Annotated in this window: 12 protein-coding genes; 4 read left to right on the forward strand and 8 right to left on the reverse strand. The window is 48.8% G+C overall.

All coding sequences use genetic code 11. From position 1 onward, the window contains the following. Positions 1 to 79: 79 nt before the first annotated feature. The 4 genes from murA to ABD031_RS04540 all read right to left on the reverse strand — a co-directional run bounded on the left by murA (position 80) and on the right by ABD031_RS04540 (position 5,367). Positions 80 to 1,387 (reverse strand): UDP-N-acetylglucosamine 1-carboxyvinyltransferase, encoded by a 1,308-nt coding sequence (gene murA / locus ABD031_RS04525; RefSeq protein ID WP_343848833.1) that lies wholly within the window; start codon positions 1,385 to 1,387, stop codon positions 80 to 82. Next, positions 1,387 to 2,055, reverse strand: coding sequence for a DUF4290 domain-containing protein (locus ABD031_RS04530; RefSeq protein ID WP_343848835.1), 669 nt, complete (start codon positions 2,053 to 2,055; stop codon positions 1,387 to 1,389). The genes murA and ABD031_RS04530 overlap by 1 nt, the downstream gene beginning before the upstream one ends. Positions 2,056 to 2,121: 66 nt before the next feature. Further along, complete coding sequence (locus ABD031_RS04535; protein WP_343848837.1) at positions 2,122 to 4,380, reverse strand: ATP-dependent helicase; 2,259 nt, start codon at positions 4,378 to 4,380, stop codon at positions 2,122 to 2,124. Between the two features lie 150 nt (positions 4,381 to 4,530). Continuing rightward, positions 4,531 to 5,367: a lysophospholipid acyltransferase family protein gene (locus ABD031_RS04540; RefSeq protein ID WP_343848839.1), complete on the reverse strand. Its 837-nt coding sequence runs from the start codon at positions 5,365 to 5,367 to the stop codon at positions 4,531 to 4,533. 128 nt (positions 5,368 to 5,495) lie between these two features. Here ABD031_RS04540 and ABD031_RS04545 point away from each other — a divergent pair, with 128 nt between their 5' ends. Genes ABD031_RS04545 through nadD form a run of 4 tightly spaced genes read left to right on the forward strand, consistent with a single transcriptional unit; the run spans position 5,496 to position 7,526 of the window. Further along, positions 5,496 to 6,098: a sigma-70 family RNA polymerase sigma factor gene (locus tag ABD031_RS04545; protein WP_343848841.1), complete on the forward strand. Its 603-nt coding sequence runs from the start codon at positions 5,496 to 5,498 to the stop codon at positions 6,096 to 6,098. 11 nt (positions 6,099 to 6,109) lie between these two features. Beyond that, entirely contained in the window at positions 6,110 to 6,382 is a 273-nt protein-coding gene (locus ABD031_RS04550; RefSeq protein ID WP_343848843.1) for an anti-sigma factor, read from the forward strand. Continuing rightward, positions 6,379 to 6,957 carry a guanylate kinase gene (gmk, locus tag ABD031_RS04555; RefSeq protein WP_343848845.1) on the forward strand — a complete coding sequence of 193 codons (579 nt, stop codon included), beginning with the start codon at positions 6,379 to 6,381 and terminating at the stop codon, positions 6,955 to 6,957. The genes ABD031_RS04550 and gmk overlap by 4 nt, the downstream gene beginning before the upstream one ends. Before the next feature lie 2 nt (positions 6,958 to 6,959). Then, a complete protein-coding gene (gene nadD, locus ABD031_RS04560; RefSeq protein WP_343848847.1) occupies positions 6,960 to 7,526 on the forward strand; it encodes a nicotinate (nicotinamide) nucleotide adenylyltransferase in 567 nt (188 codons plus the stop codon). 37 nt (positions 7,527 to 7,563) lie between these two features. Here nadD and ABD031_RS04565 read toward each other — a convergent pair whose 3' ends face one another. The 4 genes from ABD031_RS04565 to ABD031_RS04580 form a co-directional block, all read right to left on the reverse strand. Continuing rightward, positions 7,564 to 8,913, reverse strand: a complete 1,350-nt coding sequence (locus tag ABD031_RS04565) for a vanadium-dependent haloperoxidase (RefSeq protein ID WP_343848848.1) — start codon at positions 8,911 to 8,913, stop codon at positions 7,564 to 7,566. 128 nt (positions 8,914 to 9,041) lie between these two features. Continuing rightward, complete coding sequence (locus ABD031_RS04570) at positions 9,042 to 12,329, reverse strand: VCBS repeat-containing protein (protein WP_343848849.1); 3,288 nt, start codon at positions 12,327 to 12,329, stop codon at positions 9,042 to 9,044. Further along, the gene (locus ABD031_RS04575) at positions 12,329 to 15,628 is read right to left on the reverse strand and encodes a VCBS repeat-containing protein (RefSeq protein WP_343848850.1); all 3,300 of its coding nucleotides are present in this window, start codon (positions 15,626 to 15,628) and stop codon (positions 12,329 to 12,331) included. Before ABD031_RS04575 ends, ABD031_RS04570 begins: the two co-directional genes overlap by 1 nt. Continuing rightward, positions 15,625 to 16,215 carry a hypothetical protein gene (locus tag ABD031_RS04580; protein ID WP_343848851.1) on the reverse strand — a complete coding sequence of 197 codons (591 nt, stop codon included), beginning with the start codon at positions 16,213 to 16,215 and terminating at the stop codon, positions 15,625 to 15,627. Before ABD031_RS04580 ends, ABD031_RS04575 begins: the two co-directional genes overlap by 4 nt. Between the last annotated feature and the right edge of the window lie 34 nt (positions 16,216 to 16,249).

A 16,249-nucleotide genomic window follows, 5' to 3' on the forward strand; every position in this document is an offset into this window, starting at 1 on the left:
GGAATGGATTATTGGGAAAAGAACTTGAGTCGCAGGGACTGAAAAAATAAAAAAGGGAGCCGATTGACTCCCTTTTCGCTTAGGATAGACGTTCAATCTTTGCGCCGAGCGCATTGAGTCGCTCGTCAATATTTTGATATCCCCGATCGATCTGCTCGATGTTGTCGATGATCGAAGTGCCGTTGGCAGACATGGCTGCGATCAGTAGTGCAACTCCCGCGCGAATATCGGGCGAAGTCATCTTAATACCTCGAAGCGGGTATTTTCTGTCCAGTCCAATTACTGTGGCGCGGTGTGGGTCGCAGAGGATAATCTGTGCCCCCATGTCGATCAGTTTGTCCACAAAGAAGAGCCGGGACTCGAACATCTTCTGATGGACCAGCACCGTTCCTTTAGCTTGTGTGGCTGTGACCAGAATGATGGATAGTAGATCTGGCGTGAATCCGGGCCAAATTTGGTCGGCTACGGTAAGGATCGAGCCGTCAATGAAGGTTTCGATTTCGTAATGCTTCTGAGCTGGGATATAAATGTCGTCGCCGCGAAACTCAAGTTTTATCCCCATTCGTCTAAAGGTCTCCGGGATGATGCCGAGTCTGTGGATCTGGCAATCTTTGATCGTGATCTCTGAACCGGTCATGGCGGCCATCCCAATGAACGAACCAATCTCGATCATGTCAGGAAGCATCGTGTGGTCTGTTCCTCCCAGGGATTTAACGCCGTCGATATGTAGCATGTTGGAACCGACTCCTGTGATCTGTGCTCCCATGCGGTTGAGCATGTCGCAAAGCTGCTGCAGGTAAGGTTCGCAGGCTGCGTTGTAGATGGTGGTTTTGCCTTCTGCGAGCACGGCGGCCATCACGATGTTGGCTGTACCAGTCACCGATGCTTCATCGAGGAGCATGTAGGTTCCTTTGAGGTTTTTGCCGTCAATATGGAAGATCTCGTTTTTGGCGTCGTAGTGGAATTCGGCCCCTAATTTTTGGAAGCCAAAAAAGTGCGTATCCATGCGGCGACGGCCAATCTTGTCTCCTCCCGGCTTGGAAAGCTTGCCTTTGCCAAAGCGGGCCAAGAGCGGCCCAAGAATCATTACTGATCCCCGAAGTGCTGAGGCTTTTTGAAGAAAATCTTCGGTTTCTAAATAGTCGAGGTTGACCGCATCCGCTTGAAAAGAATAAGACTCAGGCCCAAGCTGCTGAACTTTTACCCCCATGTCTGCCAAAAGCTCGATGAGTTTGTTCGCGTCGCGGATATTTGGAATTTTATTGACAGTTACTTTTTCGGGAGTAAGCAGTACTGCACAGAGGATCTGTAATGCTTCGTTCTTAGCTCCCTGGGGAATGATTTCACCTTTTAATCGGGTGCCCCCGGTTACGCGAAAAGAAGCCATTAATTTCTTCGTTTTTTGTTGTTGTGGCCGTTGTTGCGGTGATTTTTCTTGTGTTGAGCGGGTCGCTTGTTTTTCGAATGCTCGTCTTCTGCATGCGGGATCTTAAAATCCCGGCGGGTATTCGATTCAAAAAGGGCGTTTTCTCTCACCTTCTCCAAGTCGATGTGTAATTTGCCTTTGGACAGAGTCTTGATATCGTCAAGGATGATGCGGTCATCGAAATTGTCTCTGTTCCAAGTGGAGTGAAAGCTTCGCATCAGCTGGCCGATGTAGATGATGGCGGTTTCCTGCTCTTCGTCATTTTCGATTTCGATGGCTTTCTCGATCAGTTTTTCGATGTTTCGTCCATAGTGTTTGAATTTGACTTCACCTTTAGGGTAGCCGACCGCTTGGGGCTTTTTGCCCAGCAGCTCTTTCTCCGGCATAGGGAATGGGCCGTCCACGTCCAACTTGAAGTCAGACATGATGTGGATGTCGTCCCACAGCTTCTGATCTGTCTCCTGCTTCACGGATGGATTGAGCTGTTTGATGATTTCAATGACGGTGTAGGCACTTTGCGTGCGCTTTTCACGGTCTTCAATGCCGGTGACATGATCGACCAGGCGTTGAATGTTTTTGCCGTATTCTTTCAAAATAAGTTGTTGTTTTTCAGGTTCGGAGTGCTCCATGTTGCTTCCCGTTTATAGCCTTGCAAAAGGTAATAAAAAATCACCAAAGGACAGGGGAGCAGGTGACTAGTCTATGATTCTGAGCTTGGCAAAGCTAAGCAATAATGTTTTCTCGCCAAAATGCTCAAATTGGATCGTGGCCTTTTTGTTAAGGCCTTCTGTTTCAATTTTTTGGACTTTTCCAAAGCCAAATTTAGGATGCTCCACCAGCTGCTCTGCTTTGAGATTGTTGGTGTTGCTAGGTTTGAAATCAGGAGTAGGTGTGTGGATTTTCAGCTGGATCGGCTGCCGGGATTCAGGCTGCCGTTTGATGCCGATGAATCCCGAGGAACCGGGTAAGCCTTCTTTGCGCAGCGCCCCGGGCATCTCTTTGGAGGCCACCCGCTTGTTTACTTTGATCATATTTGGGTTCACTTCTTCGAGGAATCGACTCGGCTCACAGTTGAGCAAGCGACCAAACCGATAACGTGACAACGCATAAGTCAAGTATAATTTTTCCATCGCCCGAGTCGAAGCCACATAGAAAAGTCTCCGTTCTTCCTCCAAATCGTCCCGACTCTGCATCATCATCTGCGAAGGAAACAAATCCTCCTCCATGCCAACCACAAACACCTGCTTAAACTCCAACCCTTTGGAAGCATGGACAGTCATCAGCGTGATCGCGTCGGTCTTGTCTTTGTCCTGATCGTTGTCAGTCAGGAGCGCGATTTCCTGGAGAAAAGAACCCAGACTTTTGTCTTCATTCTCCGGATTGTCCACGTATTCCTTGATGGCGTTGAGTAATTCTTGGACGTTTTCGTAACGGTTGAGTCCTTCGATGGTTTTGTCTTCGTAAAGCTCGCGCAACAAGCCGCTCTGCTTGGCGATGATGCTTGCCGCTTCGAAAGCATCTTTGCGCTCGACTTCGATCTGGAATGCCTTAATCATCGTCGAGAAATTGTCAACCGAACTCCCGGCTTTTCCACCCAAGAAGCTGTGCGCATTCTGCACCACGTCCCAAAGCGGCATGTCGTGCTCGTAGGCTCCAACTAGGATTTTGTCCACCGAGGTGTCGCCAATTCCACGCTTGGGATAGTTGATCACCCGCTTGAACGCCTCCTCATCCACCGGATTGACTGTGAAGCGCATGTAGGCCATGAGGTCTTTGATTTCTTTCCGCTGGTAGAAAGAAAGCCCGCCGACGATCTTGTAGTTGAGGTTCATCTTGCGGAGCGCCTCTTCCATCGATCGCGACTGGGAGTTGGTTCGATAGAGGATAGCAAAGTCGCTGTTGTTGAGCTTTTTGTTGTTTTTTTCCTCAAAGATGATGTTGGCCACGATCCGACCTTCTTCGTTGTCGGAGGCGGCTTTGATCAACTCGATCAGTTCCCCATCGGGATTGGAAGTCCACACGACCTTTTTCAGCTGCGCTTTGTTCTTGTCGATGATGGAGTTGGCAGCCTCTACAATGGTCTTGGTGGACCGGTAATTTTGCTCTAGTTTGACCACAAAGAGATCTGGGTAGTCCTTTTCGAAGTTGAGGATATTCTGGATATCCGCTCCGCGAAAGGCGTAGATACTCTGGGCATCATCTCCGACGACGCAGATGTTTTGGTGAACGGCGGCGAGCTTTTTGGTGATGAGGTATTGGGAAATATTGGTGTCCTGGAACTCATCAACCATGACGTATTTGAAGCGCTGTTGGTATTTGTTAAGCACATCGAGATGGTCGCGAAACAGCACGTTGGTGTTGAATAGTAAGTCGTCAAAGTCCATCGCTCCTGCTTTGAAGAGTCGGTCTTGATAGCGTTGGTAGATTTCTCCCATTCTGGGTTTCATTGCCGCTTCGTCGTCGGCTTTCACATAGGGATCATCTTGGTAGGCCTTCCAACCAAGCAGTCGGTTTTTTGCTCCTGAGATCCGGGAAAGCACCACATTGGCTTTGTACACTTTGTCATCTAGGCGCATCTCTTTGACGAGCGTGCGGATCAGGGACTTGGAGTCGTCGGTATCGTAGATGGTGAAGTTGGAAGGGTAGCCGAGTTTCGCTGACTCTACCCTTAGGATTTTGGCGAAGATGGAGTGAAAGGTCCCCATCCAGGTATTTCTCGCTTCGAGTCCGACGAGTGTTTCAATTCGGTGTTTCATCTCTGCAGCGGCCTTGTTGGTAAAGGTCAGGGAGAGAATATTGAAAGGATCAATGCCCCTGGAATAAATCAGGTGAGCAATCCGGTAGGTAAGTACACGGGTTTTGCCCGAACCTGCACCCGCGATGATCATCACCGGGCCGTCGGTATGTTGTACTGCTTGTAGTTGTGGGGTATTGAGTTCCTTGAGGTAATCCATTTTTTAGTATCAAGTAATAAGACTCAAGTATCAAGATTTTAGAACCCAGAGCCAAGAATCAAGATACTAGAGTCAAGATATTAGTGTCGAGTAGCAAGTATCAAGAATCAAGAAGGGAAAGCTAGGCTTGGTAATTTTCCAATTCGAAATTTAAATCTTCCACCGCTTGTGGCTCCAAAGATACAAATCGGGTTGGTTGCGGATGTTTTTTTCGAGTCTTCTGCAAAATTCGTCTGTGACACTATGTGGGTCGCTACCATCGTAGGGAGGCTCGGCCATTTTCTCGTATTCGAATCGGTAGTGTCCGCGTTTCTGTTTCGTGATCGTGCCAAAGAAAACTGGCAGTGACATCTTTTTGGCAAACATCTCTCCACCCTCGTAGAAATTGGCCGGGCGGTTGAGGAATTCACGTTGATATTTGTCTTTGCCCGTCGGCCGCTGGTCTGCCGCCAAGTGGAGGATCCTAGGACGGCTGCGGAGGGTGATCATACTTTTTCGAAATTCCTTGACTTCAGTCATTATTCCTCCGAAATGTGTGCGAATAGCCAGCATGAGCTGGTTGAAAAAAGGATTGTTCAACTTCAGATAGACCGTCTCGGCTTCTACTTCCGTGTTAAGCGCGACCCCGAGGATCGCCATTTCCCAGTTGAAGATATGACCCGCCATCATCAGCGCAGTTTTGCCTTGGAGGACTTCCTGGTCGATTATTTCTTGATTGACGACATGAAATCGCCGGCGAAGCTCTTTTTCCGAAATGGTTAGCATCTTGATCGTCTCGGCAAAGAAAGCATCGGTGAAATTTCGGTAGAAGCGATTTCGGAGGGTTTTTCGCTCTGCGTCTGTCTTTTCCGGAAAGGCATATTTCAGATTTTCGTCAATGACCTTTTTGCGATAGCTGATCACATATCGAGCGATGAGGTAGATAAAATCGGAAAAGAGGTACAACACCCAGAGCGGAAGCCTGGACAACAGCCTGAAAAAAAACATGACTCCTGTGGAATTTTGTGGATGAATCCCTGCTTATGCAAGGATCAGAATGACAAAATAAAGGAAATCGAGTGAGTTTAAGTTCAGAGTTTAGGGATAAATTGGAGCAATGATTACTTTTGAAGCTTATGTCTGAAGTACAGCGCAGGAAATATTCTCAGGAAGAGAAAACGGCCATCTTCGATGGGGAATTTATGCCGCACATAGATTCCATGTACAATTTTGCTTTTCGGCTCACTTTTGACGAGGACGATGCCAAAGACCTCGTGCAGGATACCTACATGAAGGCTTTTCGGTTTATCAATTCTTTTGAGCAGGGCACGAATGCAAAAGCTTGGCTGTTTAGAATACTTAAAAACAGCTTTATCAACGAATACCGAAAGAAAAGTAAGCAGCCTGCAAAGGTAGATTACCAAGAGGTTGAAACTTTCTACAACTCGGATGATGTTGACTACCAAAGTACTTCCGACCTCCGGGCCGAATCCGTCAAGGATATGCTTGGCGACGAAATCTCCAATGCGCTGAATTCGCTGGCTGTGGACTTCCGCACGGTGATCATTTTGGCTGATCTGGAGGGGTTTACTTACGAGGAAATGGCAAAGATTCTTGATATCCCAATAGGGACGGTGAGGTCCAGGCTGCATCGAGCCAGGAATCTTTTGAAAGATCAATTGAAAGGATACGCCCAATCGATGGGTTACCATACTGACGAAGAAGAAGAGGAGGATTAAAACAATTACTCATGGAAATTAACGATCAAGCATCCGGAGAGCGCAAGCTCCAGTGCGATGATGTGAGCAAGTGCTTTGCGCTGCTTGAAAGCATCCTTGATGGAGAGTTGGCCGACAATGGCAAGGAAGTATTGAAGGAAAAGTTGGCGAAGTGCCAGCCCTGCTTCGAGCACTTTCATCTCGAGCAAGCCATTCGCGAGGTGCTGAAAACCAAATGCACCAAGCAAGCTGTACCTACTGAATTGGCCGACTCGATCCGCCAAATGATAAACGAAAGCAAATGAGCCAAATTCAGGGAAAAGCAATCATCTTTTCGGCACCATCCGGCTCAGGGAAGACTTCCCTGGTCAAACACCTGATCCACCATGTTCCCAACTTGGGATTTTCGATTTCGGCCTGCACCCGGGACAAAAGAGGAAGACATGAAGTACACGGACGGGATTACTACTTTTTGAGCATCGAGGAATTCAAAACCAATATTGACAAAGATGCCTTCGTTGAGTGGGAGGAAGTCTACGAAGGAAACTTCTACGGCACCCTCAAAGAAGAAGTCCAACGCATCTGGGACAGTGGTAAGGCGGTCATCTTTGACGTGGATGTCAAAGGTGGATTGGCACTAAAAAAGTACTTTGGAGAAAACGGCTTGGCGATCTTTGTCAAAGTACCCTCCATGGAAGTGCTCGAATCCCGACTTAACGACCGGGGCACTGAATCTCCAGAATCGCTTTCCCGTAGAATTTACAAAGCCAAGTTTGAAATGACTTTTGAGCCGCAGTTTGATGTGAGCATCTTCAATGATGACTTTGATCGAGCATCGGCGGAAGCTGTGGAGTTGGTGTCGGGATTTTTGGCAAAGTAAAAATGAAGATCGGACTGTATTTTGGCAGCTTCAATCCGATTCACGTCGGTCACCTGATCATCGCAAATACGCTCTACGATCGAACGGACCTCGACGAGGTTTGGTTTGTAGTCAGTCCCCAAAACCCCTTCAAAAAACAACAATCGCTGATTCATGAGTTTGACCGCCTGAGGATGGTGGAGCTCGCGATCGCGGATCATTATCACTTCAGAGCGACAGATGTGGAGTTTCGCATGCCGAAACCAAGCTACACGATCGACACGCTCACGCTCCTCAGTGAGCGATATCCCAAGCACCAATTTTGTCTTTTTTTAGGTTCGGACAATCTGACCCATTTCCACAAATGGAAAAACCATCAGGCGATCCTAGACCACTATGAGATTTTCGTCTATCCCAGGCCGGGAGAAACCAAAGCCATTGCGCATCCCAAGATCAAAACCATCGATGCACCGCTGCTCGATATCTCGGCGACTTTTATCCGCAAGGCAATGCAGGATGGCCATTCGGTGAAGTACCTGCTGACGGATGCGGTGGAGGAGTATATTCTGGATAAGAAGCTGTACCAATAAAAAAAATCCCCAGAAGTAGAGTTTCCGGGGATTTTTTTCACTGGCTCATCGCCACTTGCTTCGGCTTGGTCGAGATCTTTTGCCAGACCAATTCTCCAACTTGCCTGCCTTGGACGATTCCTTCTGTGATCGCTGGCATGTAGTGAATACCGCCATAGAACCGACTCATCGCCGCCTCCTGATACATCTGGGTGAATCCGTCATATTCCCGTATCGGCAATCCATACGCTACTTCGGAGCTATCAACAATGTGTATTTCGTCTCCAAAAAGCTGTGTCAACGTATAGGCTGCCGCGGTGGAGGCTACGCTGTGTCCACTGGTATGCTCTGGAAATGGAGGGGTTTGCAAAAGCGGAACCCATTCCTCGTCGATGTATTGATTAATATAGGTCTCTGGCCGGATCAGCTTGCTTCGGTATTTTTCGTCCCAGCAGGAGATGAAAGCTTCATTGAGTGAAACTGCCGTCAGCGCGTAGGCTTCGACAGTGCCTTTCCAGTCTTCTTCGGCGGCTTTGCTCGCAATGGATGCGATGCTCATCCAGTGTCCGCCGGGAGTGATCTTTTTTTCCGCAAACATCACGTGACCCTTGACATTCATTTTGTAGGGGTTGCAGTCCCAGAAAAGCGCAGTTTCCTTTTGGGGATCCGTCATGTTCGCTTTGGCATTATAGACTTCCATCGCCATGTCGTAAAAGTCAGATCCAGGCTCAGCGGAGAATGCAGGCGGTGCACCGGCCTTGAATTGGGCAGCGGAGTCCAGTGCAAACGTACGGATCTTGTTCCAGTGAGGTTCAATGGCTTCCATGTACGCCGGTGGGGTGGGTTGCCAAGTGGTGGGATCATTGACCACGGTGTATTTCGGAAAGGAACGGCTTTGGTGATAGTTGTCTTTTTTGGAGTAATCTTTCACCTTCTCGGCGACTTCCTGTCCAAACTTGACGGAGGCTTCAAATACCTCCTCCGGAATTCCTTTTCCCATCAGCTCGGCAAAGACCTTGTCGCGCTGCGTATTCATCATTTCCTCCGAGAAAATCAAGGCAGTGCCCATGTGATAATATGCGGCTAAAGCAGCAAGCGGAGGATAGACGTCTTTCGGAATGGTTAGATTCAGCGGCTCTGAACCGTTGAGCTGACCCAATAGGGGGGCGTAATTGGCTGGATCGCTGGCTGCCGCCACTTCGTAAGCAGCTAGTGAAGCATAGGAATAAATCCTGGCTGCCACGGGCGGAGAGAAGATGTCGTGGATGATCACTTCGGTAACCCGGGTTTGGGCCCGATGGAAATAGTATCCATCGCTGATGACCTCGGAGTAATCCTTCGGTTTTTGACATGCTGTGAATGCACTGATCAAAACCAGGACTAGTGAAGTTATTCGAAACGTACTCATAGTGGGTTTTTCAATTTTAAGTTGACGATGTATTTCCCCTGACGGGGTCGATTGGGTTTGGTCAACTTACATGAGGACTCAAAGCTAACTAGATAGGGGTCAAACTCAAATGATTATCGGGAAGAATTTTATTGGATCCAAATCAACGGGCCGTTGTTTTGCGCTCCCAGAAGGAAGGATCTCGGGCCAGACCGCAAATGTTTGAGGTTTCGGATTTCGGCTCCTATACTGATCGGACTTGATGTGGAAAAGATCCCAGTGGTTTGCCATACTCCTTCGCTCCATTTGAAGCCGAGAATTCCCAGGTTGAGTGATTTGCCCAAGTCAACTCTAAGGTCTGAGGAGTTGCCGCCAAGGTAAACTGTGCCGGAATTTTCATCCACTTCGATTGAAAAGATCGGGCTCCATTGGGCTTTGGCTGGGAAGGGAACATAGTCGAATCCGCCGTCTTCCTGTTGAAAGTACACGCCGGATCGAAACTCGTAAGCAGGAAGTTTGCGGGCTTTCTGAATTTCTTCTGGGCTGAAAAGATCCTCCGGTTTGCTGATTTGGGCGTATTCTGCGTAGGAGTTGTGCTTTCGTTTGATTCCCGGAATCTGTCTGATCAGGTCATCTCTGGTCGCAAAGGGAACCAAGCTTTCCCCCAAATAATGAAACATCAAGGGATCTGCTTGCCCGTTTCCGTCGAAGTCGTGATGGTAGAGCCAGGCCGGCTTTTCTTTCGAAGCCTTTAGCTTGCTGTTCGATCCGAGGTTCCCGGTCAGGATGTCCAACTTTCCGTCGCCGTTGAGGTCCGCGATTTCTAAGGTGTTGATCCATCCTGCGGAAAATTCAAGTCCCCTTGGATGGATTTCGATCAGCTTTTTTTCCGAGGAAAGTTTGAATATCCGGATGCTTTGCCAATCCCCGCTGAGGATTAATTCTGAATTTCCGTCGCCATCCAAGTCCGCCCATTTGGCTGTGTTGATCATGCCCAAATTCACGTCAGCCAGCCAAAGTTGTGTTTCGTCTTTAAACTGGCCATTTCCCTGATTGATTAAGATGCTGCTTTTGGGACTTGCACCGTAGTCGTCCGATTTGACTGAACTCCCAATAAAAAGATCCAAGTCTCCATCGCTGTCGAGATCGCGGATAGCGATGCAGGACGTGTTTTCTCCGATCGGGGGAATAGATCTCATCGAAAATCGAAACCGACCAAATCCATCACCAAAGAAGATACGGTCAAAACTATATAGGTCTCCAGTTCGGTATTCATTTCCTCCGCTGCCTACAAAAAGATCCAGCATGCCGTCCCCGTTAAGATCTGCAAATTCAGCGACGATATCTTCGGCTTTTGCCAGCTGATAGAAGATTTCGTTGGGGATTTCTTCGAATCGTCCATCTTGCTTTTGCATGAAAAAAGCACCCGGCTGATCCATTGCCCCACCCACGTAAAAGTCATCCAAGCCGTCGCCGTTGATGTCCGCCACCGCCAGCGCTGGGCCCATCTTGGAGAAAGTCCGTGGTGCCAAATATTCCCGCTTGATGAAATCGGAGACATTCTTTTCCTGATGTGTCCAAGACACAATTGGGAATACCTCTGAAGTCAAATTGGAGCTGGACTTTGGCGCGGCGATGCGACCGGAGCCTTGCGCCAGGATGACGTTTTGGTCAGCTTTCACAGAGGCAAAAATTTCCCGTTTACCGTCTGGCCAAGTCACCTGGATGGAGTCAAGGGAAGCAATCTCTCCCAAGCCAAAGACCAAGGTCGTGGATGGGCCGGATTGGAACCCCCGGCTGGTGCTTAGCCGTTGTGTCAAATTTTCCTTTCCGGAGAAAAGAGCGACCTGAGCACCGATCCCGAAGGGGTTTTTTCCACTTGCTTTCAGGTCAATTTTCAGGAAGTGGTTGTCGGATTTGTCCGCATGATTTTGATAGACAAAGGCCACTTGGTTCAGATTGTTGACGATCAGATCCAGGTCGCCGTCGTTATCCAAGTCGGCGTAGACAGAGCCGTTGGAGTAGCTTTCCTGTCCCAAACCCAAAGAATCGGCTTCATTTTGGAATTGTAGATTGCCCTGATTTTTCCAGGCAATATTGGGAAGCTTCATGCTCGGTAGCAGGTCAATTTGCTGTTGCCGGAGTTCTTCAAGTGGAAGGTTCCGATCCGCATCCTGACTGTATTGGATAAAGTCCAGGTCGTTGGGTCGCTTCACGATCCCGTTGGTCACATGGATGTCGGCAAGGCCGTCGTTGTCCATGTCGAAGATCAGCGGAGACCAACTCCAATCCGAGGCAAAAACTCCCGAGAACAAAGCGATTTCCGCAAAACCGTTCTTGCCCTGATTCAATTGCAGGTGATTCCGAACGTACTGATCTTGATAGCCAAATTGCTCCTTGATCTGATATACCTCAGCCTTGTCTTCGCCGACGGATTTCATCCAGATTTGGGGATTCTCGGGAAGCATGTCCGTGGTGAAGATGTCAGGCAATCCGTCGCCGTTGAGATCAGCGGCGTCGTTTCCCATACTGTATCGGCTCGTCGAGGGAATCAATTCTGCCAAAGCTTCCCGAAAAGTACCATCCTGCCGATTGAGGTAGAGGTAGTCGTTTTCTGTGAAATCGTTGGAAACATACAGATCCAGCCAGCCGTCTCCGTCAAAATCATCGACAGTTACGCCCAGTCCAAAACCCAGAACGCTAGAGTAGATTCCGGCTTCATCCGTCACATCGACGAATCGGTCAATGCCCTCCGAGCCTTGGTTTTGATATAGTTTGTCTCCAAGGTTGCTTGGCTTGGTTCGCATGCCAGCTTTTGCGAAAACCTCTGGTGACTTGACGTTGTGGTTGAGCAGGTACAGGTCGAGATCTCCATCTCGGTCGTAGTCAAAAAATACCGAATGCGTGCTATATCCTTTAAAGTCGATCCCGAATTCGGCAGCAGCTTCGCGGAATTTGCCATTGCCGAGGTTGAGGTAGAGTTTGTTTTTCCCGTTGACCCCGGGCAGTTCACCGACTTGGGCCACATAGATATCGAGCAGTCCGTCCCCATTGATATCGGCCATAGTCGCTCCGGTAGACCAGCCGCCGTCACCGCTGACTCCTGCAGATTCGGTGACATCTTCAAACTGAAAATCCCCCGTGTTGATATAGAGTTTGTTGGATACCTGATTGCCGGTGAAATAGAGATCGACCAAACCATCGCCATTGACGTCTCCGGCGGCGACTCCGCCGCCGTTGTAGTAGTACAGGTATTCGAGAATGTTGAGTTCGGGAGTGGAGGTGAGTTGGTTTTGAAAACCAATTCCGGTGTGCTCAGCAGGTAGGAGTGTGAATAGCGTCGTATCCGCAGGTTCATGTTTTTCTTCCTTTTTACAGGATAGAAGCGCGAGCCCGGCAAGGAAAATCCATTTGAAATTGGCCAGCGATCGGTTCATCAGTACCTCCAAATCTCAGCGGCCGCGCTGTTTTTCACCACCAAAACCTTCTTATCCCCCAAAAGAGCAAACGCTCTCACATCCCCGTCGAGCTTCAGGCCATTTTCACGGTTGGGGCTGTAGGTGAATGTGCCGTCCCCGTTGCCATACAGCAGTTCCCCGTAGCTCGCATCCAGCTTTCCGACTTCAGGTTTGATCTGAGCGAGATTGCCGCCGAGCAATAAATCCTGTATGCCGTCATCGTTGATGTCCAGCACCTGAATCGCGAAAACCCATGAACGTTGGGCCATTCTCGGGAAAGGTGTCCACTCAAAATTGCCGCTTCCTTTGTTCAGCAAAATCCCCGATTCCAGGTTGTTGACTTCTTGGATGATGGATTTGTCGACGACTTCTTTGGGGAAAATATCCTCCAGTGACTTGTTGTTATAGTCCGTATATCGGATGTATTTTTTCTTGATCCCCGGCACCTGCCGTTCCAGCTCATGTTTAAGAGTGTAGGGTATTTGGACTTCGCCGACTTTCTGGGTATAAACCTGCTCTATCGATCCGTTTTGATCAAAATCGTTCAAGAATATGCTGACCGGCGAGGCTGCGGAAACTTTAAATCGCGTGTTGAGACCGTGATTTCCCAGCGCGACATCCGGTAGTCCGTTGCCGTCAAAATCCCCGATTTCGATCGTTCGATACCATCCCTTCAGGTTGCTGAGGTTGGGTATTTCTGACTTTTCCAGCTTTCCGCCTACGTTTTTGAAAAAGGTAGGCGCCATCCACTCTCCGACCACGATCAGGTCGCTTTTGCCGTCACTATCCCAATCGACTACCTGTGCATCAGTCACCATTCCCAGCTCTTTCAAGGCAGGTGCAAGGGAGGCACTTTGCTCGGTGAAGTTGCCGGTGCCGTCATTGATCCAAAGCTGACTGCTGGCCGGTGCACCATAGGTGAAGGGAATCAGTCGACCTCCGACAAAGAGATCGGATGCTCCGTCCTCGTTGATGTCGATCACTCTGGCGGTACTGCTACTGCCGGTGACTGACGAAAATCCTGCGCTTGTATGTTTGGAAAAGTTGCCTTTCCCGTCATTCAAGTACAATCGATCCGCTAGGTCTGGAGATCCAAAGCCAGATTCATTTCCCCCCGAAGTCACGAAGAGATCCAAATCCCCGTCTCCGTCAGCATCGAAAAACTGTGCATCGGTATCCTCAGATAGTGCATCTTGGACGAAAGCCGCCTGAGGCCTTTCCTGATGTTTTCCGGAGCGATCTGCGAGATAGAGTTTCCCTGCGAAAGTTTTGGCTCCCCCAAAAAAGAAGTCATCCAAACCGTCTCCATTCACATCCGCTTTTGCGAAAGCAGGGCCTTCGGTCGAAAACATGAAATAGGTCAGGCGATCTCGGTCGAAGTCCACGAACTCGTTTTCAGCATGGGTGAATTCCAAACCGGGACTTTCCACTTTGCTGAATGGGTGAATCTTGGTATCAGGGAAAAATAAGACGTTCTCGGGAATTTCGCTCGCATCTTCCCGTTTCAGCTGAAGCAGTTGGTCAGCGGCTTGGTTTTTCAGTATGCTGTATTTGCCGTCAGGCCAAAACACCTCGATTTTTTCTACGCGAGCGATATCACCCAGTCCAATCGTAATCTTGGGATCGACCGATGATTGAAAGCCGCGATTGGGCATCTGCTCGGTGTAGAAAGTTTTTCCGCCTGCGGTTATCCGGATTTGAGCGCCGATGGCTTGGGTGTTTTTTCCAGTCCCGATGAGTTGCAATTGGATGGAATGCCGGGTGGAATCCAGAGACTTTCCTCGGTTTTTGAAGAGTTGGGCGGGTTGATTCACATTGCTGACGACCAGATCGAGTGTGCCGTCGTTGTCTAAATCCCCGTAAGCTGCGCCGTTGGAATGGATCGCTTGGCCGAGCCCCCAGGCATCTGCCATGTTTTCAAATTTCAAATCGCCCAGGTTTCTGTAGGCGTAGTTTGGAATCGGATTGATCGGAATCGGATCGATCAGCGCCTTGTAGTCTACGCCTTCCTGCGAGATGATTTTGATCTTGGTTTCGTCGTCGTCAATGAAATTAAGGTAGTCCAGATCAGTGATGTCCTGATAGATGCCATTGGCGACAAAGAGATCCCGCATGCCGTCGTTGTCCATGTCAAAGATCAGTGCGCCCCAGCTCCAGTCGGTAGCTTCCATGTTGGCCAGTCTACCCATCTCGCTAAATGTCCCATCCCCGTTGTTGATGTGGAGCATGTTGCGGGAATATTGGTAGTGGTAGCTGTGTGTTTTGTTAAACTGAAATTTGTCCCAGTTTTCGAAAGTCGTCACCTGCTTCAGCCGAGAAAGCGGCTCGGGAAGCATGTCTGTGACGAAGATGTCCAAGAGTCCGTCGCCGTCGATGTCGGCGATGTCGGCACCCATTGACGCCGCGCTGATGGAACGCATAGAGCTTTCCATCGATTCGGTAAATGTCCCGTTCTGATTGTTGAGATAGAGGTAATCTTTTTCAAAAAAGTCATTGGAGATGAAGATGTCCGGCCAGGTGTCCTGATTGACGTCGCCGATGGTGATGCCGAGTCCAAAGCCGATCACCGAACCGTAAATACCTGCTTCCCTGCTGACATCGATGAATTTGCCGTCATCGTTTCGGAAGAGCTTGTCGCCGCCGACTTCGTCGCGTTTGATCCGCTCATTCTGCATCTTGTTGAAGGAGCCGATTGCCTGATAGGAATTGTTTAGGAGGTAGACGTCTAGATCTCCGTCTTTGTCATAGTCGAAAAAAACCGCATGTGTAGAGAAGCCCTGATCAGCCAGCCCATAAGCCTCCGCTTGCTCCTGGAAGGTGCCGTCTCGCTGGTTGATGAAGAGTTCGTTTTGTTTGTTGTCCCCTGCGACATCTCCCGAGTTGCATACGTAGATGTCCAGCCAGCCGTCTCCGTTGACGTCAGCCATCGCTACCCCGGTACTCCAGGCGCGGGTACCGATGACTCCCGCTTTTTCGGAAACGTCTTCAAATCTGAAATCGCCCTGGTTCAGATACAGCTTGTTTGGGCCGAGATTGGCTGTAAAATAAAGATCTGCCAGGCCGTCGTTATTCACATCACCGATCGCCACACCACCGCCGTTGTAAAAATTCCGATAGGTGAAGACGTTGAATTCTTCGTCAAAGGGCAGGTTGTTGGAGAAGTCGATTCCGGATTGTGATGTCGGAATTGATTCAAAAAGTGTCGGAGGAGTTTCCGTAGTAGCTTTGCAAGCTACCAGCAACGAGAAAATGGCGGATACGATTAATCGATTCTTCATTCTGTATTTTCTTCAAGCTCTCGCTGCACTCTTAAATCCAAGATTTCTACCCGTACCGTTGACAGGTTTTTTTTAAATATTCTGGTTCGGCGGTTGCCGTCAACTTTTACGAAAACGACTTGATTTCCGTCTTCGCTTTTCACTTCGATAAATCCCTGCCCGTACCAGCTTTCATAGAGATTCACTACATCTTTCCTGAGGTTTTCGACGGACAGTTCTTTATTGTATGGAGCCCAGCCGTCATAGGTATAATCTACCGGCATCTGATAGATTTTGTCATCCTTAAATTTTGGATAGAACCTCATTTTTGTAGGCAAGGAAGAGGGCATTTCTACTTGGTACTCTACCGACAGTTCTGTAGGTCCGTTGGTTAAAATTCCTTCACCATTCATCTTCCAGCATTTTTCATAAAATGTTTTTTGGGACATGCCTAATTCTAGGCCTAAAAACAGCTCGTTTTCGATGTTTCCCGACGCCAATTCCTTGGCTTCCATCTTTTGATAGTCTGACTGACAGGAAAGTATGGTATAACTGGTAATCGCCATTATAATAAGGCGAAATCTAGTAAGGGGTGTAAGAAATTTCATTACTTGATTTACATGCAAGAAATAAGAGACTTAC

The sequence above is a fragment of the Algoriphagus jejuensis genome, from assembly GCF_039523455.1.
Taxonomy (GTDB): domain Bacteria; phylum Bacteroidota; class Bacteroidia; order Cytophagales; family Cyclobacteriaceae; genus Algoriphagus; species Algoriphagus jejuensis.